Genomic DNA, 22,115 nt, shown 5'->3' on the forward strand with positions numbered 1-22,115 from the left:
AGGAAACAAAGCATGAAACTGGACGATAAAGGCTATAACACTAAAATCATCCACGCAGGACAACATCCAGACGCCACCACCGGTGCTCTTGCTACACCTATTTTCCAAACCTCTACGTTTGTCTTTGAAAATGCCAAACAGGGTGCCGCCAGATTTGCACTTGAAGAGCCTGGTTATATTTACACACGTCTTGGAAATCCGACTCAAACCGCACTAGAAGAAAAAATAGCCATTTTGGAGGGGGGAGAAGCGGCACTCGCGACTGCATCAGGAATGGCTGCAATTTCTTCCACGCTGTTGACCTTGTGTGGGCAAGGCGATCACATCATCGCCTCTGAAGCTATCTATGGCTGCACACATGCTTTGCTATCGCACAGCATGCCGAAATTTGGCATTGAAGTTACCTTCGTCGACGCGTCAGATAGCGAAAATATCAAGCAGGCGATCAAACCAAACACCAAAGTTATTTATATTGAAACCCCTGCCAACCCCACATTATCTATTATCGATATTGACGCCTGCGCTCAACTAGCCCATGCCAATGATGCATTATTGGTCGTTGATAACACTTTTATGTCGCCCTATTGCCAGAATCCACTTAAATTTGGCGCAGACATCGTGGTACACAGCGTTACCAAATATATAAACGGCCACGGTGATGTTATTGGCGGGGTCATTGTCGGCAGCCAAGAGTTCATCAATCAGGCTCGATTTGTGGGGGTCAAAGACATTACCGGCGGCTGCATCAGCCCATTCAATGCTTGGCTCACTTTGCGCGGATTAAAGACGTTAGCCGTGCGTATGGAACGCCATTGTCAAAACGCAATGCAGGTCGCAAAATTTTTATCCTCGCATCCGGCAGTCACAAAGGTTTATTATCCCGGCCTGCCAGAACATCCAAACTATGAGCTAGGCAAAAAGCAGATGTCGAATTTTGGCGCTGTAATCAGTTTTGAAATTAAAGGTGGAGTGGAAGCAGGCCAAACCGTAATGGATTCCGTTGAGTTGTGTTTACTGGCCGTCAGCCTTGGTGACACAGAGACATTAATTCAGCATCCCGCTTCAATGACGCACTCCCCTATGTTGCCAGAGGAAAGAATGAAAGCCGGTATTACCGATGGGCTAATAAGAATATCTGTAGGTCTTGAAGATCCAGAAGATATCATCGCCGACCTTGAACAAGCCTTTAACAAGGCTGTTTTTTAGCTTTGATTAATTTATCCCCTCAACTGCTGAAACCGCATTAGTGCGATTAAAAAGTAGGCACCAAACAGCAACGCAAGCTTGAGGGGATACAGCCGTATACAAGCATATAAAACAGATAGGTAACGGCTGTTATTTTAACTCTAATTGATTATTCAGACAGGAGTAACTCATGTCCACTATTGCTTCCATAAGTGAAACAAAGCGGCAATATAATAATATTCCCCTAACCGCCTATGATGCTGGTTGGATACTGTTGTGCATTGGCATGGCCATCGGAGCAGGTACGGTACTTGTTCCCGTGCAGATCGGGCTAAAAGGCATTTGGGTTTTCATCGTTTCTTTTTTAATCGCCTACCCAGCCACCTATATGCTACAAAATCTGTACATGAAAACCCTATCTGAGAGTGACATATGCGAGGACTACTCTAACATTATCACTCAATATCTTGGGAAGAACTGGGGCATAGCGCTAGGGATAATTTACTTTGTCATGCTTGTCCATGGCATGTTTATTTATTCTATTTCAGTAATTTATGATAGCGCATCCTATCTAAAAACCTTTGGCGTCACAGAACACTTATTATCTGACTCAGCTGTTTACAAATTAATCGTCTTTATGGTTTTAGTTTTTATTGCCTCTAGAGGTGAGCGATTACTCTTTAAAATATCAGGCCCGATGGTCGTGGTCAAAGTGGGTATTATCGTCTTACTTGGACTCGTCATGATCCCACATTGGGATCTAAAGAATATCACCGCATTTCCTGACATTGGCGTATTCTCACGCGATGTTTTATTAACCATACCGTTTGCTTTTTTCTCAGCCGTATTTGTCCAAATACTCAATCCAATGAACATTGCTTACAGGAAAAGAGAAGAAGATAAGCATCTAGCCACTTATAAAGCAATTCGCGTTCATCGTATTTCCTATATCATCTTAATAAGTATTATTATATTTTTCTCATTTTCTTTTACCTTTTCAATGAGCCACGAGCAAGCGGTAGAAGCATTTAATCTTAATATTTCTGCTCTCGCTATGGCGGCGAAAGTTATTCCTGGCACGCTCGTTCATATTATGACAACCTTGCTAAATATCTTTGCAGTGCTCACTGCATTTTTTGGCATCTATTTAGGCTTCCAAGAAGCGGTCAAAGGTATTCTGCTTAATATTATTCAACGTTTTATCCCAGAAAGCAGGATTAACCATGCCGCCCTCGGTATTGGCGTATATGTGTTCATCGTTCTGTTGCTTTTCCTCTGGGTTTCTCTGGGCTTCTCAGTGGTTATCTTCTTTCATATCGGCAGTCCATTGTATGGGATTGTCTCATGCCTAATCCCATGCTACCTCATTTATCGAGTTAAAAAACTGCACCAATTCAAAGGGGTGCAGACATGGTGTGTGTTTTTATTTGGCTTACTACTGGTGATCTCCCCTTTCCTCAAGGTCTTTGAGTAGTTTCTCTGCAACCAAGAAAAATTCTCACAATACTGTGATGTCCGGCAGGAGGTAAATCACCTGTCGGACAATCTATAATTGCTCTAGTTAAAAACATTGATACCATGAATGCCATACATTTGACTATGGTGGTTATCATGCTTACCGTTGGATGGAATATAAAAACAATTGATCGTACTGCGATGATTGCTGATGTCATCACCGAGTTCAGCAATATGGATATTTATATTGATGCCCTACACGTATCTTCTTGCGAGATTTTTATTCGATTTAACATTCCTTCAGAAAGCAAATTACAATATCTCCTCGGCAACTTGCTGATCAATCATGATATTCTTAGCGTATATCCTGCTAACGGCGAGCCTTCTGAACTCTCATTTTCTGATTATGGTCATATTGTTATCTCTAACTATGGGATTATTAATGAATTCAACCACATTGCAGAAAAAACATTTAACCTATCACGAAATGAGATTATCGGCAGAAATATATCCTCTATTGTAAGCTGGAATGAGATAAAGGATTTCCGCTGTGGAAAAATATACGCAAAAGAAATTGAAAGTAAAACAAACGGAGATCTTTTTAGCTGCACTATTCGCCCTATCTTACGGGAAAACAAGATTACTGGCGCAACTATTTTCATTAATAACCCAGCCTGCAAAAACACCGAAAATAAAAAAGTTTTGCAAAAATATAAAAATGGAAAAACACCATCAGACTTTGATGAGCTCATTTATGCTAGCCCTAGCATGGTAACCTGTTTAGCCACTGCAAAAAAAATAGCCCAAAGCAAATATACGGTTCTTATTCGTGGGGAGACGGGGACAGGCAAAGAGCTCATTGCCAGAGCCATCCATCATGCTAGCGAGCGCAAAGCGTGTCCGTTTGAAGCGATAAACTGTGCTGCAATCCCTGAATCGTTAGTCGAAAGCGAGCTATTTGGCTATGAATATGGTGCTTTTAGTGGCGCACTTAAAGGCGGGAAGATGGGCTTATTTGAAAGTGCCAATCACGGCACTATTTTTCTTGATGAGTTTGGTGAACTTTCACTTACGCTGCAAAGTAAATTATTACGCGTGCTGCAAGATGGTATGATCAAGCGAGTTGGCGGACTCAAGACCCAATATGTAGACGTAAGAGTCATCGTAGCCACTAACCAAAACCTAGAGCATTTAATAGAACAAAAACTATTTCGCGAGGATCTCTACTATCGCGTCAATATTCTCCCCATTACCATACCCCCATTGAGAGAACGCAAAGAGGATATCCTTCCACTTGTGAGCTATTTTTTCCAAAAATACGCTGCAGAATTAAACAAAAAGCTCATACTGCTGCCGAGTGCACTTGAAGTTCTGATGGGCTATTCATGGCCAGGAAACGTACGTGAGCTAAAAAACATTCTACTCAGAACCATGCTATTAGCTGAAAAACCTGAAATCTCCGGTGCCGATATTTCGCTGCCAGAGGATAAAAATCCTGAAAGCAGCATACAAAATGGCAGCATTAAAGCGATGATTGAAACTCAAGAACGAGAGATTATCAGGAAATATCTTGTATCACTGGGCTCTGCTAGGAAGGTCGCTAACCAAATCGGATTGTCACACACCACGGTACTCAATAAAATTAAGCAATATCATTTAGAACATCTGCTATTGAGCAAAAGGAAATAGCTCACTTCAAAACGGTAAAATTATGCTATTTCTAAACAGCATAAAAGAGACATTGTAGAGGCGTGCGAAATGAAAAGGCCCCCTCTACAACGATAGTTTTCTCTGTGTTAAAACATCAAACGCCTCCGGACTAGATTGAAAAAAATAATATTATTATCAGTATGCAGAACAGCCAGATACCTTCTGCGTAAAGGTATAAATAAAGCTAATTAAAGATATTGAACAATATCTCCTTATAGATAAGTCATATCACTAACCACGGGTTTTTTCTGAAAATACATTTCATCTATTGATTCTATACGCAAAGATTGATAAAAAGGCGTAAAGTTACTTTTTAAAACATTGATGTTCTCATTATATCTTAATTTTATAACCATTATGTTAAAAACTCGTTAGCTATTAGCTGGTCTGTTTTATTTTACGGATTTACTATGCTAACCGTAATCGTAGAAATTCTACATTTTCATATATATGCGATACCACTATTTGAACCAATGTATATGATTAAGTATGTTGTTAGGCTTTGCCTGTTGCAAGAAAAAGGATGGAGTCATGGCAGAGACAACATCAGCACTACAAACAGTATAGTTATCATGGAATTATTACAGAAATGAAACGAACTAAGCACATACATAAAGAGCGATTCCGCAAAAAGCGGATATTTTGGCATTATTCTTTCATTTTTACAGGAGTTCTTAGTGTAGGATTTTTTTTAACCAGATGCGATACTCCTAGTACTGAAACAACAAAAGAATATTTATCGCGTCCTTTTACCTCCGCTGTTGATTGTTACTCAAATAGTGATTTTTCCTACGACCAATGTAGCAAACTTAAAGAACAGTCCATTAATGATGCGATTCAAAACAGTAAAAATTATAAAAATAAAAGCGACTGTGAAAATGACTATCCTGATACAGAATGCGATATAGCTCAAACTGGAACACCCTCTGCGCATTACTATCCTTATCCAAATTATTTTGGCTACAATCATAATTCGAGTCAGGGAAAGGCATTTTATTCACAAGGTACCACAAATGAAAATTTTCGTTCGCTCTCAGGTGAAAAATTCAACCCTAAAATATCTGGCGTCGCGCTGACAAAGACCTCAACAAGAGGTGGTTTTGGCTCATCCACATCCCCACATCATTCACATTCATCCTTTCATTCACATGGCGGATAATTAATAAGTATCCAATATGTATTTTCATGCTGATGAAACTGTTTGGGGATAATAATGCAAAAAACATTAATGGCGAAAGGCGTTCCTCAGAGCGTGATTTACTGTGGCTATGCTGGATTTACAACACTTGATTCTGTTGTTCGAGCTAAAGATGTCTTTGGGAAAACCAAGCTGACTATTATCTCTCAAGCATTTCAACATCAGCGTGCTATATCTGGTCAAAAATTATGGCATTGACGCTGTGGGCTTTAACGCTGCGGACGCCCCTAAGCAAAAAAACGTCTGCTCAGATCGTTGCGAGAATATGTAGCTAGAGGTAGTGCGGTACTGGATGTCATATTACTCCACTGCCAAACACATTTAAGTGGCCCAAAAATTGTTCTCGGAGAGTCAATTCAGGATCGCTGTTCAGCCTCACCATCATTTGACGGTGAGATTTATCAACAAATGGGGAATAATCCCAGAATAAAAGACTATAAGGGTTATAGATTATCTATGAAATTAAATTCTCAAAATAACACATCACCTGCATTTGCAGCTATGTCATGGCTGGCATTGGTTGGCGGGGTGGTTGTTTATATTATTGGTTTATGGCGTTCAGATATGCAATTAAATGAAAAAGGGTATTATTTTGCTGTAATCCTACTGGCTCTTTTTTCCTCGGTATCATTGCAAAAAACGGTCAGGGATCGTATAGAAAATATCCCCACCAGCCACATTTATTATATATCTTGCATAGCCTCATTTTTTATCGCCGTTATCTTACTTGCAGTAGGGTTATGGAATGCCACCCTACTACCGAGTGAGAAAGGATTTTATGCTATTGCATTCTTCCTTAGTTTGTTTGGCGCAATCTCTGTACAGAAAAATGTCAGAGACAGTCAGACAACGATGGAGGATCATGTTTTAACTAAAAAGACTGATGTTTACGAAACAGAAGAAAATTAATTCAGAGGGTGTGTAGGTAAAGCCTGCACACCTTTTGTGCATCCACTTATTTACCTTTATAACTAAAATAATTGGAGTTGTATTATGACTACAAACCAAGTTAGGTAAAATACCTATTATTCAATAGAGCCATCTCTTTATTAAATACAAAATTAAAACGTCGCGTATTGCCATAACAACCCCATCAGCCAAACAACCCACAGCCCACCCGTAATCCACATGGTGTATCGACACTGATTCATAGCACCCTGTTGACGCTCGATAAACGTAAGTTCCTGTAGCTTTTCTCGGCGCCAGATAACAAAAAGTACCTCTCCGGCAACCCTATTATTCTCTTCGCTTATCAATCGAAAGTAGTGTTCATCCAGCCAAAGCCGCCAGCAACCGAACCACACGACGCCGCACAGTAAAGCGATAAAAGTTCGGAGCAAAAACGACGGATCAGCAAAGATCACCCAAACTATGGGTGGAACAGAAAAGAGTAGAAAGAAACGCCAACTTTTCAGGGTTTGTTGTACGAGGAGTGGTTGCAGAGCAGCCCTACTAGTCACACAGTGATTTTTGTCATCCATCGATTCAGCAACTCCATATGTTCAGTGGTGAAAACGACCTGAGGGCGAGCGTTACGCACTTTTTCTACGGCTTGTTCCAACGTCAGTTCTGGATAACGCTGCATCAACCATGCGGTAACCACCAGCGCACTGCGCGAAAGTCCTAGCGCACAGTGAATAAGTACGCTGCCGTGCGTTACGCGCAGCTGTTCCAATTCCTCAACGGCTCGGCCTAGCGTTGCCTCATCTGGATTAACAAGATCCAGCATCGGGACGCAGTAATAAGCAACGCCTTGTGTAAACCGGGAGCGGGAAAACTCACTGGTCAGATCCAGTACCGCCTGTTGTGCGATAGGTTTCCGCGGATATGTCCCAAGGAACACGCCATCCGTTAATGGGTTATAGGCCGGTAAATGGCGAGTATACCGATGCATAGAGATCGTCATTCCAACTCGCCATGGCAACAACAGCCACCAAACAGCGGGAGTTAAGCGCCCTTTCTCATCTTTTTGTAACGCATCAACGCCAAGCAAGCCGTAAGCCAATGCCACAATCAGCAACGACAATGTCGGCCACCACAACCAAGCGGTAAAAAAAGTCCCAGCCAAACACGCCAGCGCACCGCAGAGATAACGAGTAGCCAAAACCCTGTGCTTAGCTGAGGCACTGCGCCAGAGCCACTTACCCTGCTCCGGTATCAGCCAGTCAATAACTATTCCGACGGCCAGCCCCGTCATCACATCAATAAAGTGATGTTGCCAAGTGGTCAAAACAGATACGGCGATCAGCAAAAACCAGCCGCTGTTCAGCGTTTGCCATTTCCCAGCGAGATGACGCTGAAAATGGCGCCAGAGCAGCCAACACAAAATAATGTGCAAAGACGGTGACTGGTTATACGGCAAATCGAACTGCTCAAGCTGGCCGAATAACCAACCGGCAAGACCGGGAATCTCAGGCCTCGCGAAGGTAAACCTCAGCGGAAATAGTAAGAAGCCAGCGCAGGCAATAAGCGATGCAAGTACCAATCGGCACACCAACCGACGCTGTTCGTTCAGCGACGTGCAGACGAACAGCGACAGACCGTACAGCAGATCCAGACTCCAGTAGGGAATGATGGTCAACGGCACAAAGGGAATATTGTGTTCCCAGCCAAAAACCAGACTGCCAATGTTATCTCGCCCAGCGGTAAACTGATTAACTTGCCCGTAAGTTAAAAAGAAAAACGGGGCAAGCAGAATCAGCCAGCCCATTCCCTGCCAGTAGACGGAACGCCGAGTGGTCATGATGCGCGACGCACCGCCATAGACACCGTGAAAATCCCCCACTCGTCAATGAGCTGGGCGCATTTATCAAAACCGGCCTCCCGCACCAGAGCATCCATTTCCCCCTGAGTACGCACTCGCATTACCCACGCTTTGCCATCTTTATGGCTAGTCAGCGACCAAGCAATAGTTTTGAGCTGTGGATGCCAAGGTTGTCCGGTATAAATCAGAATCCCGCCCGGCTCAATCGCCTCCGCCAGCCCAGCCAACGAATTACGTACCAGCGTATTCTCCGGAAACAGTTCATACAACCCGGAGACAATCCCCAGCGTCGGACGGGGTTCCAGCGCGGCCAGTTCTTCACGATTGAACGCATCCCCCTGTTCAAAGCGAGCGCGTCCGGCCATGCCTCGGCTGGCGATCATCTCTTGCCCTTTCGATACATTCAGCTCACTGTAGTCGCGCAGCAGGATTTCGTTAACTGCGGCTTCGCCCTCCAGCGCATCAAGCACATAGCGTCCGTGACCAGCGGCGATATCCACCACTCGCACCGTTTTACCCTGCTCCGCAAGAGTAATGACCGCCTGCTGAATCAGCTTCTGTAGATGAATCTTACGCTGGCGTATTCCTTTCCAACCCACGCTATTAAGGTAGTTTTTGTCAATCAGGCGTCCCAGCGCACTACTGCCCTGCGGCTGGTTACGATAGACATAATCCAGCGTACTGCCGGAATCAAATCCCGTCTCAAACCCCAGACGTACCCCCGCGGACTGAGTACCCAAAATCTTCATACCATAACGTAAACCGCGGTACACAATATCGTCCAGTGAGTAGGGTTCCGGCCCACCGCTTAACACTCTCCAAGTATCAGCTCCCTGACTCCAACGGTCTTCATTGCTGTAATCAAAACGCTGCACTGGTTTGGAATAGAGGGTGCCAATAAACTCGCGCATTTTATCGAACGCCAGATGTCTCTCTTTCTCACCCAGCGTATCGTGATAAAACCCTGGCAAAACATGTAGCTCCTTCTGCGGATTACGCAATCGCTGGTAGAAATCGAGCTGCGGCTGCCGGTGGACAACGTAATCCTCCCCGGAAACCAGCATCTGCACAGGTAGCGTAATCGCGCTGGCATCGCTGACGATCCGCTCCACCGTTTTGTAGAGATCGAGCAAAATATTGACCGCAATCGGGCGGGTAATTAACGGATCGTGGTTGAAACTCTCCACACGTTCCGGATCATGCGTCAGGTACTTGCCCTTGACATAGGAGTTAACGAAAAAGAGGCCGCGTAGACGATGCATCAATGCCAGCCCCGGACGGGCAAACGGCACATACAGTTTGACCTTAAAGGCGGGGGATGCCAGAACAAGGCCGCGGATAGTTGGGGCATAATCATGAACCCAAGTGGCAGCCAAAACCGCGCCGACACTTTGCGCCACCACTACCACATCTTCCATTGACGCCTGACTATCGGCTGCGACAAAACGGACGAACTCGTCCATATCCTGAACCGAGCGGGACAGCGACGGGCTGTAGCCCCGTTGACCGGGCGAGCGCCCATGCCCACGCGCATCCCACGCGTAAAACGCCGTGTCCGGCATCGCCAGCTCATCGACAATATGTTGCAGGCGGCCAGAATGTTCATGCCCGCGATGGAACAAAACGATCACTTTCGGCGTTACACCCGCCGACGTTGCGGGCCAGTAGCGATAAAACAGCTCGGTATTATCGCTGGTCAAAAATTGCCGCTCATCCGGCGTCCGTGTATTAATCATGAGAATGATTTCCTGTTGTTTGTTGCGAAAGCGCCAGCAACTGGTGCTTTAGATCGTCCATAAACGCTTTTTTATCGGGATTAAAACTCAGCGCATCACCAATAGTGACGTCGATAAACAGTGGGAGTGGGATACGATTCCCCTTTGCCATCACTTGTTCGGTTCCCCGCAACCAAACGGGAATAATTGGCACTTCTAGCACACTTTGGCTTAGATGCCACAGCCCAGACTTCAGCGGCGACAGTTTTCCGGGTTCTCCACGTGAGCCTTCAGGAAAGAGGATTAGCGTTTTGCCCTCACGCAATGCCTGCTCACACTGCGCCAATGGGTTAGCTTCCCCACCCTTTCGCGAAATAGGGATAATGTTGAGGATATTAAGGGCAAACCACGCCATCCATTTATTACGTAAGAAATAATCTGCGGCAGCGACCGGATGCACCTCTGCTTGACGGCATAGCGGGAAAAGAGAAAGTAACGCAAAGACATCCATGTGGCTGTTGTGATTAGCCACCACAATCGCCGGCCCGCTTTTTGGCAGTTTCTCGCGATGCTTCACGCGTAGGCCAAGCCACAGCCAAATCACTGGCCAGACAATACACAGCGAAAACAACTGGCGGAGAATACGTGTCGTCATAGGTTAATAGCAGAAATAGCGAATGAAATGGAAGAAGACCGGCGCGGTGAAGATAAGAGAATCCAGTCGGTCTAGGATACCACCGTGGCCGGGCAACAGCGTGCCGCTATCCTTAACGCCGATATCGCGTTTAATCGCAGACATCACGACATCGCCACAAAAACCAGTTATGCCAATAATAACGCCCGCCAACAGCGCCATCGGCCAGCTTAACGGCGTCAGCAATGGTCCCAACAGCGTTGCCGCTAATGCCGTGGTCGCCACGCCCCCCAGCAAACCCGCCAACGTCTTGTTAGGGCTGACCTTCGGCGTCACTCTGATACGACCAAAAGATTTTCCCCACAGATATTGCGCAATATCGTTGAACTCCGTCAGACCGACGAGAAACAGCACCAGCAGAGCCCCCGTCTGCTTACCATCAGCAGGTAACATCAGCAAAAAGGCAACGTGGCTGAAGGCAAAAACGGTGGTCATCAAACTCCAATGAAGCTGGGATGCCGTACGTAGAAAGCCCTGCGTATCTCCTGCAATCACCATACGCGCCGGTAAAAACAAAAAAACATAGATAGGAATAAATACCACAAACATTCCGTACCAACCGATACCAATCAGCCAGTAGTTAATGGGAATAACAACAAACATCCATAACAGCGGCATGCGGTCAGATTGTCGTGACGGTACCAATGTCAGAAACTCTTTTAGCGCCATAAAGCTGACCAACGCGAAAAATATCAGCGCCAACCAATGAGGGCTAAGTAACGCCAGCGAAAACAGGATAATAATGACCCACCACGTTCGGATTCGTAGCGTTAGCTCCCGCCAGTCTTTACTCGGACGTAACAGCACCAGCAAGCCATTCACCACCGTTGCTGCCAATAAAATTGCAAAAACAACCGCGAGGGACTTTTCCAGCACCATCATTTCGCTACCTCATCACGTAGAACGCTACGGCAGCGGTTAATAACCGTCCATACCAGCAATAGCGTTGCAATACCCCACATGACGTTGTTCCATTGCACAAGCTGCGGCCAGATCGACAACGCGAGTCCCCAGGTACCAAATACCAATGCCCTGTCGCTTTTTCCCAAAGGCCCTGCATAGCTGCGGATACCGTTAATGGTTTGCGCTAAAACGCCACAAAACTCCGTCATTACCGCACAGAACAGCATCACGAGAACCAACGGCATATTACTATCGGGAAGCAACATAAAAGGAAGATAGAGTGCGATGTCGGAGAGCACATCCCCCGTTTCATTGAGAATAGCTCCGAGACGAGATTTTTGGTTGCACTCACGCGCGAGCATGCCATCCAGCGCATTAAGCGCCATGCGTACAAACAACACGATGGGCAGCAGAATAAACAAACTTGGACGAGGGAAAGCAATCAGCAACGCTCCCGTAATGAAGGAGAGCACCATCGCGGCGAGTGTAATATGGTTCGCGGTAATTCGATGTCTGTGCAATAAGAACATCAGTGGGCGCAAAAGCCCCTGAAAAGCGGGTTTGATCTGATAAAGCGTCATGACTCTGTTCCCTGAACATTCGCAGATTTCGCCATGATGTCTCAATTAAGCTCGCGATGAGAAGCGTTTTTCTCGGCCTGAAGCAAAAATCAGAATTTATGATTTCTAAAAAGAATATGTGTTAGAACCAGTAGCTTCATTCGTTAATCATAGGTAAATGTTATGGACACTGAAGCAGGCCACTTGGAAAGTCGAGCGGTTGCCTCTGTCAGCACACAAATTTAATATCTATCAAGCAAGGGAGACATGCCCTTTTTTCAGAAAAAAAGGAGGAATATAATTATCCCATCCATGGCAATAACAGTACTCAACCAAGGCCGTCACATTGTGCACCTGAGCTTTTTCACAGCAACGTATTATTCTGTTTCTTAACGTTAAAGCACTGATGCCAAGTATCTCGGAGATAATGTCCCTTTTTACACCACAGAATAGTAACAGGATGACCTCCCATTCACGATCTGTGAAAATAGTTGAGGGTTTAGTGAAAACAATCGGCTTTCTGCAATGTTGGCTAAGGAATGTTGAAAAATAGACATTCGTCAGCTCCATGTACGTACAAATTATGCCTAATGAAGCATCAGCCAGAGCCCACGGGCGTTTTTCCACTAAAAAAGCTTTTAATTTTCCTTGCCCGCTATAATCGAAGATTTTTAAGGCAACACTCATTTTTTGATTAGCGATAATTTTCTTATCATCGTTCCGGATATATTTATAAAAATCGCCAATATCCGGAACCAGATCTATATCTGAACAGCCTATAATTTCTTTAGAAGAGGTATTGAAGTAATTACAGGCTAAATCATTAGCATAAATATATTTGGATAAACTATCTTTGATAGCCCAGCCGAACAAAGACTTATCAAAATAAAATGTCATTTGAGTCAACCATCGATGATAATGTGACCTTTTTTCAAGAAAAACAGTGGGATATAGCCATCAAGCTTGTTACTCCTGCAGAATTCAATCAAAGAAGACGCTGAGTTAACGCTTGTTTTTCTATAACAACTCCTGAGCCTGCCATTTATCGCATCAACAGAGACCTTAAGAACGCCACTTATCTCCTTGAGGCTTAAATTGCACTGCATCAAATAAACGACTTCCCATTCTTTTTCTGTGAAAAGATCAGATGGTGCCTGAAAAACTGCATGCTGATTTATTTTACCTGTAAGCAATGATGTGGGGGTGATAATATTGACATGCCTTACACTGATGATAGTCCCCACACAAACATTGTTTTCATCAAATAGCGGCTCTTGTACGTTATAAGCAGGCTGCATTATTTTTTCTTTTCCCTGGATATGCGTTGTTATCGCCCTAACCGCTTTCCCTGATGCCTCTATATATCTTTCCTGCTTTTCAAACTCATCGGCGAACTCGGCTACGGGAACAGGAATATCGTTAATTTTCAATCCCTCATAATCATAAGATGTGGAGATTGTTTGCCATGTTTTAAATGCCTTGTTCACATAAACGAAATTAGAATCCCTATCCTTTACCGCCCATCCAACCACGGGATCATTTTCGAATAATCTAATTAAGTGCTCAGGTAAGGAAAGTGCTTTCATAGATTCCATCCTACATAAAAGTAACCCTACATAAAAACAACCCTACACAAACAGAACTATACTTAAAATCAACCATTTACACATCTAAAGAAATAACATAAAACTATATCAACAGCCAACACCAGAGATAATATCAGTAAATTCATAAATGAAAATAGAGTTTTTGCTCATATCTCTAAGAGGTATGAGCATTTTTATAACCTACGTAAAATGGACACGATCATAATCGATATTCTGGTTTTCAAATTGTTCCAAACTGATCCACTAAAGATATTTCTTATCTGCTAATTCTCTCCTCCATACCACTTGCCGTTCATTCCCAAATTCAACGGAGTTAATTTCTTTCGGCAGATTGACTGTGTAATTAAACCTGCCTGATGTTTCAGACCTTGCCATCGTAAGGGCGATTTTTACCGAGAGAATATGGTTATCAATAATTTTTGATTCCATATTTTTAACGGCTAAAGCGCTATGCGCTGATAAGCCGCTGATGTTTAAAATCTCGCCTGTTTTGTCATTGGATTTTTCGATCCTCAAGCCAATAACGTCCTTTGCTTCAAGGAACGTTTGAGCCATGCCTGATGCTGAATAGAAAATGGCCACGGCTAAAATTAACCATCTGATAGATATTGGCTTTTTCAAAATCTGACCACCATTCACAACTCATCACTCCACAACATACGCCACCTCGTGGGCTTCATCTGCCTGCGGTATTTCCAGCTTGCTTAGCATTCTGGTCATTACGGCATCAGGAACGCTGTAATGGCGGTTTTTATTCTGCTGCTGCCATTGCGGATAAGGGACTTCCAGATAGACAATTTTTACTCGGGCACCATAGGCGGCGAAAAGATCGACCAGTTGGCCGCGCAGCTGGCGGGTAATGTTGGTTGCATTCCAGATAAACGATTCGCCGCTGCGCAAATATTGCTTCGCCTGTGATTTTGCCTGTTGCACGACCCAGCTGGTGGCTTTCCTATCTTCTGGCGATAACCCGTTTAACCGGCGGAGATCGTCCAGACTGATGACCTTCATTCCTTGCCCATGGCGTGAGATGTAACGGTCTTTACCCATGCCCGGCAGCGCTGAAAGCATAATTACTTCGTTTTTAAATTGTTCGAAGGGAACAAAATCAGGGCTGGCATGAGGATGCGTCAGAAAGTGATAACAATGCCCTGAACTGGAAAAGTTTTTCGCCTCTCCCCAGCATTGCAGCTCCTGGCAATAAAGCTCAAAAATCTCAATACGTTCCAGTAATTCTGCCCGGTCGTGACACTCCCGCCCCAGGACATCTGCCCGCGCAAGCATAGCCAGCAAACGGGTATCCAGACGAAGCGACGCGGTGATCAGCGCGTGCTCTGGCGACGGTTTTTCCATAACCCACAGCGGTAAACCGTGAAAGCGAACCAGTGCCGCAATCTGCTCCCGAATCGCAAAAGGCGTTGGAACATCGCGAAAAAGAATCGAGCGCGCAGTGAGTTCGCCGCGTTTAGCATGGGCTGGTGAAACAATACTGCCGTCTTCCAGCGTGCGCGTGGTGCTCCGTTTTTCTACATCATGCAGCAATGCTGCCGCCCAGACGATTTCCTGCTGCTGGGCTGAAAGCGAGGAGTAATCCGCCATTTTTTGCAGCTCCGCCAACACGCGCTGGGTATGGACGGCGACATCACCTTCAGCATGATGCTGCGGATCTTGTGGCGTTGTATGCATATCGGCCACCCAGCTAAACCGCTGGCGTAGCGCGGGCCACGCTTTATTTTCACTCAGCGTCCAGACCACTATGATTCTCCTTTTTCATCTCATATGCCAGCCGTGCGCGCTGCCAGTTTACTCTCCAGTGCTGGTCGGTTTTCACATGATTTTTACGCACGTATTTGAAAACATTATGCGAAAATTGATCGACAGGAAATTCCGCTGCATTGCGCGTAACAATTCCTTCTATGGTGCACAGCAAACCCGTGTGAACATCATGTGGGGCGAAAAGTCCTGATGTATTCACCTTTTCAAGCACAGCTTTTCGGTACTCTTTTTCATCCTGAACGTTCGTTGGAATCAGTAATTCCGGTACGCAGCCAAAATCAAATAAGCTGGCGTAAAACTGCACTTCTTCCCAACTGAGCCACATATCTTTGCAGCGCACGGCAAACAAATAGAAATCCTGCTCTAAATACTGGTACTCAATGGAGTGAATGGCATACAGATTTTCACCAAAAAGTTCGATATCGCCCAGATCGTTTTTAATCAGTTGCCAGCGCTGACGTATTTTCTGCGTCCATGGCGAAATTGTTGGCGTGGCGTGTGAACGGGCAAAAACGCCAAGCCGATTCAGGCAGTTATTCTCGCCGTCTAATTTTTCCGTATGCACCAATTGCGGGATAAGCTGAATATCCTGCCAGTAATCGCTATTTATTCTGTCGTCGCTGGTGGTGCCCGGCGAGAACGGATAGTGATACGTCCGGTTGTATTTTCTTTGCATTTCCATAGTTTTATTCTTCCATTGAAACGGCTGGGTCAGGTTGGAAAACCCAGCCGTTTTTATTATTTCACCGGTGTGAAATCGGGTCCTTTAAACGTTCGCACAGGATTACCCCGTGTGATTTGATGATGAAACATCCTGCGCTGGGCCTTAATTTCACTGTGTATATTTTGCTGTTGTTGCTCTATTTTGTGAGCAATTAACAGTTTCGCCAGCCGTTTATTCGCATGCTGGCTGCGTTCGGTTTGCACTTTTACCACGATGCCGCTGGCAAGGTGGGTTGCGCGAATAGCAGATTCTGTTTTATTAACGTGCTGCCCACCGGGGCCGGATGATTTAAGGGATTCAAACTTTATTTCCCCCTCTATCACCACGTCCTTAAGAGAGTAGCGGGCGACGCCGATAAACCAGTTTTTTCTGCCATTTCCGCCGCGCCATGGGCTTTCACACGTCCATTGCAATGTGCCGCACCAGGTACTGGAAATTTGCTCTGCCGCATCTCCGTCAAGCGAGAGCAAAACGGAGCGCAAAGTCCCGGCGCGGCGGGCCGGTTCCTGTTCTGCAACCGTGGCTTCCACACCCAGCGCTGCCGCTTCTTTTTGTAACTGCCTTAAGGCCAGCGCGACGGCTAAAGCACATTCATCCGGCCCCTGAGCTGACGAAATCTGCAATAAAATCATACGGTTTCTCCGCTGGTTTTATACGTCAGAACCGGTTTGAGACGAGCAACCACTGTGATAAGTCCCGCTTGCTGCAAGGAATCAATAACCGTATCGATCGGCTTATAAGCCTGCGGTGCCTCCTGATAAATCAGCTGACGGTCGCGGCAAATAACTCGGCTGCCAAAATGCGTGCGCGACATTTGATCGGCGGTGAATTTTGCAGACAGCCGATCTTTGCATTCCGAGCGCATCCATTTCCTGCCTGCACCGTGTGCCAGCGAAAACAAACTTTCTGCGCCTGGAAGTGGCTCCACTAAATAGCTGAAATCGCCGCGAGAGCCGGGAATAACAACCAGCCCCCGATCTGACGGAGTGGCCCCTTTGCGATGCAGCCAGCCATCAACGCCATTAACCGACGCTTTCTCGAGGAAATTATGCGCAATATCAAGCAACGGCTCCCCATCGGTGCGCAGGCGTTCCATCATTCTGCGTGCAATGAAGTGGCGGTTGCAGGCGGCAAACTCCAGCGCGAGCTCGTGCTGGCGCAAATAATCGCTGGCTTCCGGCGAATCCTGCTCCAGCCCGTGATGCCCGTACTGGCGAATATGAGCTTCCAGAATCGCCTGACCTAATCCACGCGAACCGCTGTGAACCAGTAAAATCAGCCGTTTTTTATCAAGCGCTGCAAGTGGGGTGAATATCTCATCGACCTGCAAAAATTCAGCGAAATGATTACCACCGCCAATGGTGCCTAATGAATAGTGATGGCTAAATTCGGCCGGAATATCAGCCAGAAAATGTTCTTCCAGCGGCCCATCGATATTTCCCAGCCGTTTTTCCAGTTTATCCAGCGACTGTTTAGCGACAGCTAAATCCGTCTGCCACACGGACATGCCGCAGCCAATATCATTGCCGATCAGTGCGGGATAAAAACGATGTTGTGAAAAGAAAGCGGCACCGACGGGGTAACCTCGGCCGGGATGTAAATCTGGCATCCCTGTAACCTGAACCATATCGGGTAAATTTGCCGTTGTTTCGAGCTGTTGGATTGCTTTGCCTTCAATCCAGGTGTGTTCAGACGCGATATATGAGACGCGTGGCGACACGGAGCGAATAATATTGCTCATTAAACCAATCCTGACGATCAATTATTAAATTTAGGATGTGGCAGGCCGTAGCCAGAGCAATACCTGAAACCAAAAGAAGACAGGGCGATTATGCCTGGGAACGAGTCCTGCAAAGGGTAAACATTGTTTGTTGTTGCATGATGTAACCTCCTTTGCTGAGTGAGTGATAGGGTAAAAAACGGGGCGATACTACAGAATAAAAAACTCACTGACAAGCAGGTTTTTTATTATTGGGCGATTGTAGCTGGTACGATGCGACTATTTCCGTGACCAGAAACGGATTTAATTATACCTAAACCTTCAAAAAACTTCGTCGATAAATATTATTTTATAATATTATCCCCCTTGTACTTTCAGCTAATTTAATACAAAAAATCTATAAATTAAAAGTGATGAGATATTTTCGGCTGCGTGATTTAAACGCAAATATTCCACGCATCCTACAACGGCTTATAAGTTAAATACCCCGCAATACCGCCGCCGCCATCATTCGGATGGTGAGTACCTTCCATCACGGCAACTGATGGGAAGTCGAAAGGTGAAACGTTCTCAATACACGCAACGTTAACGCCATATTGTTCGGGGTTGGAACGGCGTTGATGGAAGGTATAAATGCCGCAAACCGAGCAGAAAAAATGCACCGCTTGCTGAGTGTTAAAACGGTATTCGACGAGCTTATCTTTACCACGAATTATCTCGATTCCGGACAGTGGCGCAGACACCGCAATGGCTCCACGCATACGGCAAAATGAACAGTTACAGCGGCGCGCGGTATTAAACCCATCACTAAGTTCAACGGTAAAGGCGACGGCACCACAATGGCATCGAGCAGGCATTTTTTTGTTCATAACGGCCCCGATTGTAATTTCTGACTCTCATTATCTTAGTGCGTATTGAGTGCAAAGCACCACATTGAGGCTGTTTTTCGTGTCATCTTTTGCGACGAAGGGAGAATTTTTAAGAGGATTGAAAGCAATGACGGGGTTTTAACTAACTTGGCTTGTTATTTGACTAGTGAGCTAGATTAAATGTAACTAGAAGTGATGTAACTTATTGATTTTCAATGGTACGCCCTACAGGATTCGAACCTGTGACCTACGGCTTAGAAGGCCGTTGCTCTATCCAACTGAGCTAAGGGCGCATTGGGACGGTGTAGCAGATGCTAACTGTCAGGCAGTGCAGCGGATTTGGATTATACGGTCAGTCTGCTTTGAGTCAATGCCTTTTGTCCGTTTGATCATCCACTTGGTTATTTTATGGTTATTCTTTGCCTGACAGCACGCTTTGCATCTGACACAATAGCATCCCTCCCCCGCTTAAATAATATTGATGGACCTCGTCACTGATGGCAGCAAAGATTATTGATGGTAAAACGATTGCGCAGCAGGTTAGAAGCGAAATGGCTGTGCGTGTACAACAACGTTTGGCTGAGGGGAAACGTGCCCCTGGGCTGGCAGTGATTTTGGTAGGTGAGAATCCTGCCTCGCAGATTTACGTCGGTAGCAAGCGCCGCGCCTGTGAAGAAGTCGGTATTGTATCGAAATCTTACGACCTCCCGATCTCCACCAGCGAAGAGCAGCTGTTAAGCTTAATTGATGACCTTAACGCCGATAACACCATCGACGGCATTCTAGTTCAGCTTCCTCTGCCAGCAGGTATCGACAACGTTAAGGTATTAGAGCGTATCAGCCCCGATAAAGACGTCGACGGTTTTCATCCGTACAACGTGGGCCGTCTATGCCAGCGTTCACCGAAACTTCGACCTTGTACCCCACGTGGCATTATCACCATGCTGGAACGTTGCGAAATCAATACATACGGCCTGAACGCCGTAGTCGTTGGCGCGTCTAACATTGTCGGCCGTCCTATGGGACTTGAACTCTTGCTCGCAGGCTGTACCACCACCATTACCCATCGCTTTACCAAAGACCTGCAAAAGCATGTCGAAAATGCCGATCTGGTTGTCGTTGCCGTGGGTAAACCTGGTTTTATTCCCGGAGCATGGATCAAACCGGGTGCCGTCGTGATCGATGTTGGCATCAACCGTCTAGAAAGCGGAAAGGTGGTCGGTGACGTCGAATTTGATGTGGCTGTGGAACGCGCTAGCTGGATCACTCCTGTTCCCGGCGGCGTCGGCCCAATGACCGTTGCCACGCTCATCCAGAACACTCTGCAAGCCTGCGAAGAATTTCACGATATTTAATCGTTAGACTCTGAGTAAATTAAGCCAGTCACTGACTGGCTTTTTTGCTTTTATTGCCGATATGCAACGCTAAGTGACACCGAGGAGATAATTCTTAGTTTAGCTAGCACGCCTTGAGAATCTCATATTCCTGTCTACAGTTAACTATTACGTATCTGCGATTAGGGCGCTGCACTCTCGGTTCTTATCGTTAGAGTTAATCCACAATCATCATGTCGTTCAACTAAATATCTCGGAGAAATAGACACTCGTCTTCGTCAACATGATCATCACCCGCAAGGAGCCATCATGCCATACCAGACAATCAATCCTTACACAGACAAACTCATCAAAGAATATCCGCAGCATGACGACAAATATGTCGAATCCGCATTAGCCACCGCACATCAACTCTATAAATCAGACTGGGCGCAAGGTGATATCTCTCAGCGTCTCACCGTATTAACTAAGCTAGCTGAGCTTTTCACCCAACATGAGGAAGGGCTCGCAAAAACCATCAGCCAAGAGATGGGTAAACTGATCGAGCAGAGTCGCGGCGAAGTGAAGATTTGTGCCGCTATTGCTAAGTACTACGCCGATAACGCCAAAGCATTGCTTAAACCGGTTAAATACCCTTCAAAACTGGGCGATGCATGGGTTGAAAACCATCCTATCGGCATCATCATGGCCGTTGAGCCTTGGAACTTCCCGTTCTACCAGCTAATGCGCGTATTAGCACCAAACATGGCCGTGGGCAACAGCGTGATGGTTAAACATGCCAGCATCGTCCCACACTGCGCAGAAACCTTTGAACGCATGGTATCTCAAGCAGGTGCGCCAAAAGGTGCCTATACGAACCTGTTTATCTCACAAGATCAGGTTGCAAAAATCATCGACGATGACCGTGTCAGTGGCGTTGCGCTGACGGGTTCTGAACAAGCCGGTAGCGTTGTAGCCGCTCAGGCTGCTAAAAACCTGAAAAAATCAACGATGGAGCTCGGCGGTAATGACGTCTTTGTGGTTCTAGACGACTGCGATCTCGATAAAGCAATAAAAGTGGGCGCACAGGCTCGTCTACAAAATGCCGGACAGGTCTGTACCGCGGCCAAACGCTTTATCGTACACGAGAAAGTAGCCGATAAATTTATGGCTGGCTTTACCCAAGCGTTGGAATCAGTAAAAACCGGCGATCCGCTAGATCCGCAAACGACGCTGGGGCCGTTATCGTCCAAAGGTGCATTGCAGAATTTAGTCAAACAGGTCGATAAAGCAGTGAAGAATGGGGCGAAAGTCAAACTGGGAGGGAAAGCGCTGGATCACGCGGGTTACTTCTATGCACCTACGATTTTGACCGACATCAAACGTGAAAACCCCGCCTATTTCGAAGAGTTCTTTGGCCCTGTCGCCATGATATTTGTGGTGAAAAACGATGATGAAGCGGTGAAACTTGCCAATGATTCACACTATGGTCTGGGTGGTGCGATTTTCACCGGTGACATTGAGCGCGGCAAGAAAATGGCTTCACGCATTGAAACCGGTATGGTGTTTATCAATACCCTCAGCGGCACCGCACCAGAGCTCCCTTTCGGTGGCGTTAAACGCTCCGGTTACGGCCATGAACTCGCCGATCTCGGCATCAAAGAGTTTGTTAACCAGAAACTGGTGGTTGTGGCTTAGTTGTGGCTTAAATGAATATAGCCCGTGCCTTTTGGATCTGATACCAAAAGACATCCCCTCTGTGCGGGTGTTTCTATGCACCCGCAAATAGCATATTAGCTGTGCGCTGCTAAGAGCAAGCTGGCATAATAGCGCATTGCCTACCGTATATAGATAGTCGTGCTTTAGTTATGCATAGGCTATAAGGTTACGGCATCTCGAACGAATCACTCCCAAGAATAAAG

General features: G+C 45.8%; 22 protein-coding genes and 1 tRNA gene. 8 read left to right on the forward strand and 15 right to left on the reverse strand.

The window, feature by feature from the left end; translation table 11 throughout:
• Positions 1-12 precede the first annotated feature (12 nt).
• The 6 genes from megL to yiaA all read left to right on the forward strand — a co-directional run bounded on the left by megL (position 13) and on the right by yiaA (position 6,457).
• Complete coding sequence (gene megL, locus HMPREF3091_RS13415; RefSeq protein WP_070716374.1) at positions 13-1,206, forward strand: methionine gamma-lyase; 1,194 nt, start codon at positions 13-15, stop codon at positions 1,204-1,206.
• 169 nt (positions 1,207-1,375) lie between these two features.
• The gene (locus HMPREF3091_RS13420; protein WP_070716376.1) at positions 1,376-2,659 is read left to right on the forward strand and encodes an amino acid permease; all 1,284 of its coding nucleotides are present in this window, start codon (positions 1,376-1,378) and stop codon (positions 2,657-2,659) included.
• A gap of 137 nt (positions 2,660-2,796) precedes the next feature.
• Positions 2,797-4,329: a sigma 54-interacting transcriptional regulator gene (locus HMPREF3091_RS13425; RefSeq protein ID WP_246839991.1), complete on the forward strand. Its 1,533-nt coding sequence runs from the start codon at positions 2,797-2,799 to the stop codon at positions 4,327-4,329.
• Positions 4,330-4,873: 544 nt separating this feature from the next.
• Entirely contained in the window at positions 4,874-5,509 is a 636-nt protein-coding gene (locus HMPREF3091_RS22240; protein WP_246839992.1) for a DUF1190 domain-containing protein, read from the forward strand.
• A gap of 54 nt (positions 5,510-5,563) precedes the next feature.
• Positions 5,564-5,746: an ElyC/SanA/YdcF family protein gene (locus tag HMPREF3091_RS13435; protein WP_070716379.1), complete on the forward strand. Its 183-nt coding sequence runs from the start codon at positions 5,564-5,566 to the stop codon at positions 5,744-5,746.
• Between the two features lie 258 nt (positions 5,747-6,004).
• Positions 6,005-6,457 (forward strand): inner membrane protein YiaA, encoded by a 453-nt coding sequence (yiaA, locus tag HMPREF3091_RS13440; RefSeq protein WP_070716381.1) that lies wholly within the window; start codon positions 6,005-6,007, stop codon positions 6,455-6,457.
• A gap of 152 nt (positions 6,458-6,609) precedes the next feature.
• Here yiaA and HMPREF3091_RS13445 read toward each other — a convergent pair whose 3' ends face one another.
• From HMPREF3091_RS13445 to HMPREF3091_RS13515, 15 genes are all read right to left on the reverse strand, one after another.
• A complete protein-coding gene (locus HMPREF3091_RS13445) occupies positions 6,610-7,029 on the reverse strand; it encodes a hypothetical protein (protein WP_070716383.1) in 420 nt (139 codons plus the stop codon).
• Positions 7,005-8,291, reverse strand: a complete 1,287-nt coding sequence (locus HMPREF3091_RS13450; protein WP_070716385.1) for a phosphatase PAP2/dual specificity phosphatase family protein — start codon at positions 8,289-8,291, stop codon at positions 7,005-7,007. The genes HMPREF3091_RS13445 and HMPREF3091_RS13450 overlap by 25 nt, the downstream gene beginning before the upstream one ends.
• A complete protein-coding gene (locus tag HMPREF3091_RS13455; RefSeq protein WP_070716387.1) occupies positions 8,288-10,048 on the reverse strand; it encodes a bifunctional alpha/beta hydrolase/class I SAM-dependent methyltransferase in 1,761 nt (586 codons plus the stop codon). The genes HMPREF3091_RS13450 and HMPREF3091_RS13455 overlap by 4 nt, the downstream gene beginning before the upstream one ends.
• A complete protein-coding gene (locus tag HMPREF3091_RS13460) occupies positions 10,041-10,682 on the reverse strand; it encodes a lysophospholipid acyltransferase family protein (RefSeq protein WP_070716389.1) in 642 nt (213 codons plus the stop codon). Before HMPREF3091_RS13460 ends, HMPREF3091_RS13455 begins: the two co-directional genes overlap by 8 nt.
• A 3-nt stretch (positions 10,683-10,685) precedes the next feature.
• Positions 10,686-11,603 (reverse strand): phosphatidate cytidylyltransferase, encoded by a 918-nt coding sequence (locus tag HMPREF3091_RS13465; protein ID WP_070716391.1) that lies wholly within the window; start codon positions 11,601-11,603, stop codon positions 10,686-10,688.
• Positions 11,600-12,205 carry a CDP-alcohol phosphatidyltransferase family protein gene (locus HMPREF3091_RS13470; protein WP_070716393.1) on the reverse strand — a complete coding sequence of 202 codons (606 nt, stop codon included), beginning with the start codon at positions 12,203-12,205 and terminating at the stop codon, positions 11,600-11,602. Before HMPREF3091_RS13470 ends, HMPREF3091_RS13465 begins: the two co-directional genes overlap by 4 nt.
• 231 nt (positions 12,206-12,436) lie before the next feature.
• Positions 12,437-13,081 carry a helix-turn-helix transcriptional regulator gene (locus tag HMPREF3091_RS13475; RefSeq protein WP_070716394.1) on the reverse strand — a complete coding sequence of 215 codons (645 nt, stop codon included), beginning with the start codon at positions 13,079-13,081 and terminating at the stop codon, positions 12,437-12,439.
• Between the two features lie 5 nt (positions 13,082-13,086).
• Positions 13,087-13,770, reverse strand: coding sequence for a helix-turn-helix transcriptional regulator (locus HMPREF3091_RS13480; RefSeq protein ID WP_070716395.1), 684 nt, complete (start codon positions 13,768-13,770; stop codon positions 13,087-13,089).
• A gap of 264 nt (positions 13,771-14,034) precedes the next feature.
• On the reverse strand, positions 14,035-14,430 hold the full coding sequence (locus HMPREF3091_RS13485; RefSeq protein ID WP_070716398.1) for a hypothetical protein: 396 nt from the start codon (positions 14,428-14,430) through the stop codon (positions 14,035-14,037).
• A gap of 6 nt (positions 14,431-14,436) precedes the next feature.
• Complete coding sequence (locus HMPREF3091_RS13490) at positions 14,437-15,546, reverse strand: AAA family ATPase (RefSeq protein WP_070716400.1); 1,110 nt, start codon at positions 15,544-15,546, stop codon at positions 14,437-14,439.
• Complete coding sequence (locus HMPREF3091_RS13495; protein WP_070716402.1) at positions 15,527-16,249, reverse strand: RNA ligase family protein; 723 nt, start codon at positions 16,247-16,249, stop codon at positions 15,527-15,529. The genes HMPREF3091_RS13490 and HMPREF3091_RS13495 overlap by 20 nt, the downstream gene beginning before the upstream one ends.
• 56 nt (positions 16,250-16,305) lie before the next feature.
• The gene (gene prfH / locus HMPREF3091_RS13500) at positions 16,306-16,923 is read right to left on the reverse strand and encodes a peptide chain release factor H (protein WP_070716404.1); all 618 of its coding nucleotides are present in this window, start codon (positions 16,921-16,923) and stop codon (positions 16,306-16,308) included.
• Positions 16,920-18,032, reverse strand: coding sequence for an RNA ligase RtcB family protein (locus tag HMPREF3091_RS13505; protein WP_070716405.1), 1,113 nt, complete (start codon positions 18,030-18,032; stop codon positions 16,920-16,922). Before HMPREF3091_RS13505 ends, prfH begins: the two co-directional genes overlap by 4 nt.
• A gap of 440 nt (positions 18,033-18,472) precedes the next feature.
• Positions 18,473-18,880 (reverse strand): GFA family protein, encoded by a 408-nt coding sequence (locus HMPREF3091_RS13510; RefSeq protein ID WP_070716407.1) that lies wholly within the window; start codon positions 18,878-18,880, stop codon positions 18,473-18,475.
• Between the two features lie 216 nt (positions 18,881-19,096).
• Positions 19,097-19,173: transfer RNA gene (locus HMPREF3091_RS13515), tRNA-Arg, on the reverse strand.
• A 204-nt stretch (positions 19,174-19,377) separates the two neighbouring features.
• On the opposite strand from HMPREF3091_RS13515, the gene folD reads away from it, so the two are divergent.
• The gene (folD, locus tag HMPREF3091_RS13520; protein WP_004847085.1) at positions 19,378-20,235 is read left to right on the forward strand and encodes a bifunctional methylenetetrahydrofolate dehydrogenase/methenyltetrahydrofolate cyclohydrolase FolD; all 858 of its coding nucleotides are present in this window, start codon (positions 19,378-19,380) and stop codon (positions 20,233-20,235) included.
• Between the two features lie 288 nt (positions 20,236-20,523).
• The gene (locus HMPREF3091_RS13525; protein WP_070716409.1) at positions 20,524-21,891 is read left to right on the forward strand and encodes an NAD-dependent succinate-semialdehyde dehydrogenase; all 1,368 of its coding nucleotides are present in this window, start codon (positions 20,524-20,526) and stop codon (positions 21,889-21,891) included.
• Positions 21,892-22,115: the final 224 nt, after the last annotated feature.

Source organism: Hafnia sp. HMSC23F03 (assembly GCF_001816025.1).
In the GTDB taxonomy this organism is placed as follows: domain Bacteria; phylum Pseudomonadota; class Gammaproteobacteria; order Enterobacterales; family Enterobacteriaceae; genus Hafnia; species Hafnia paralvei.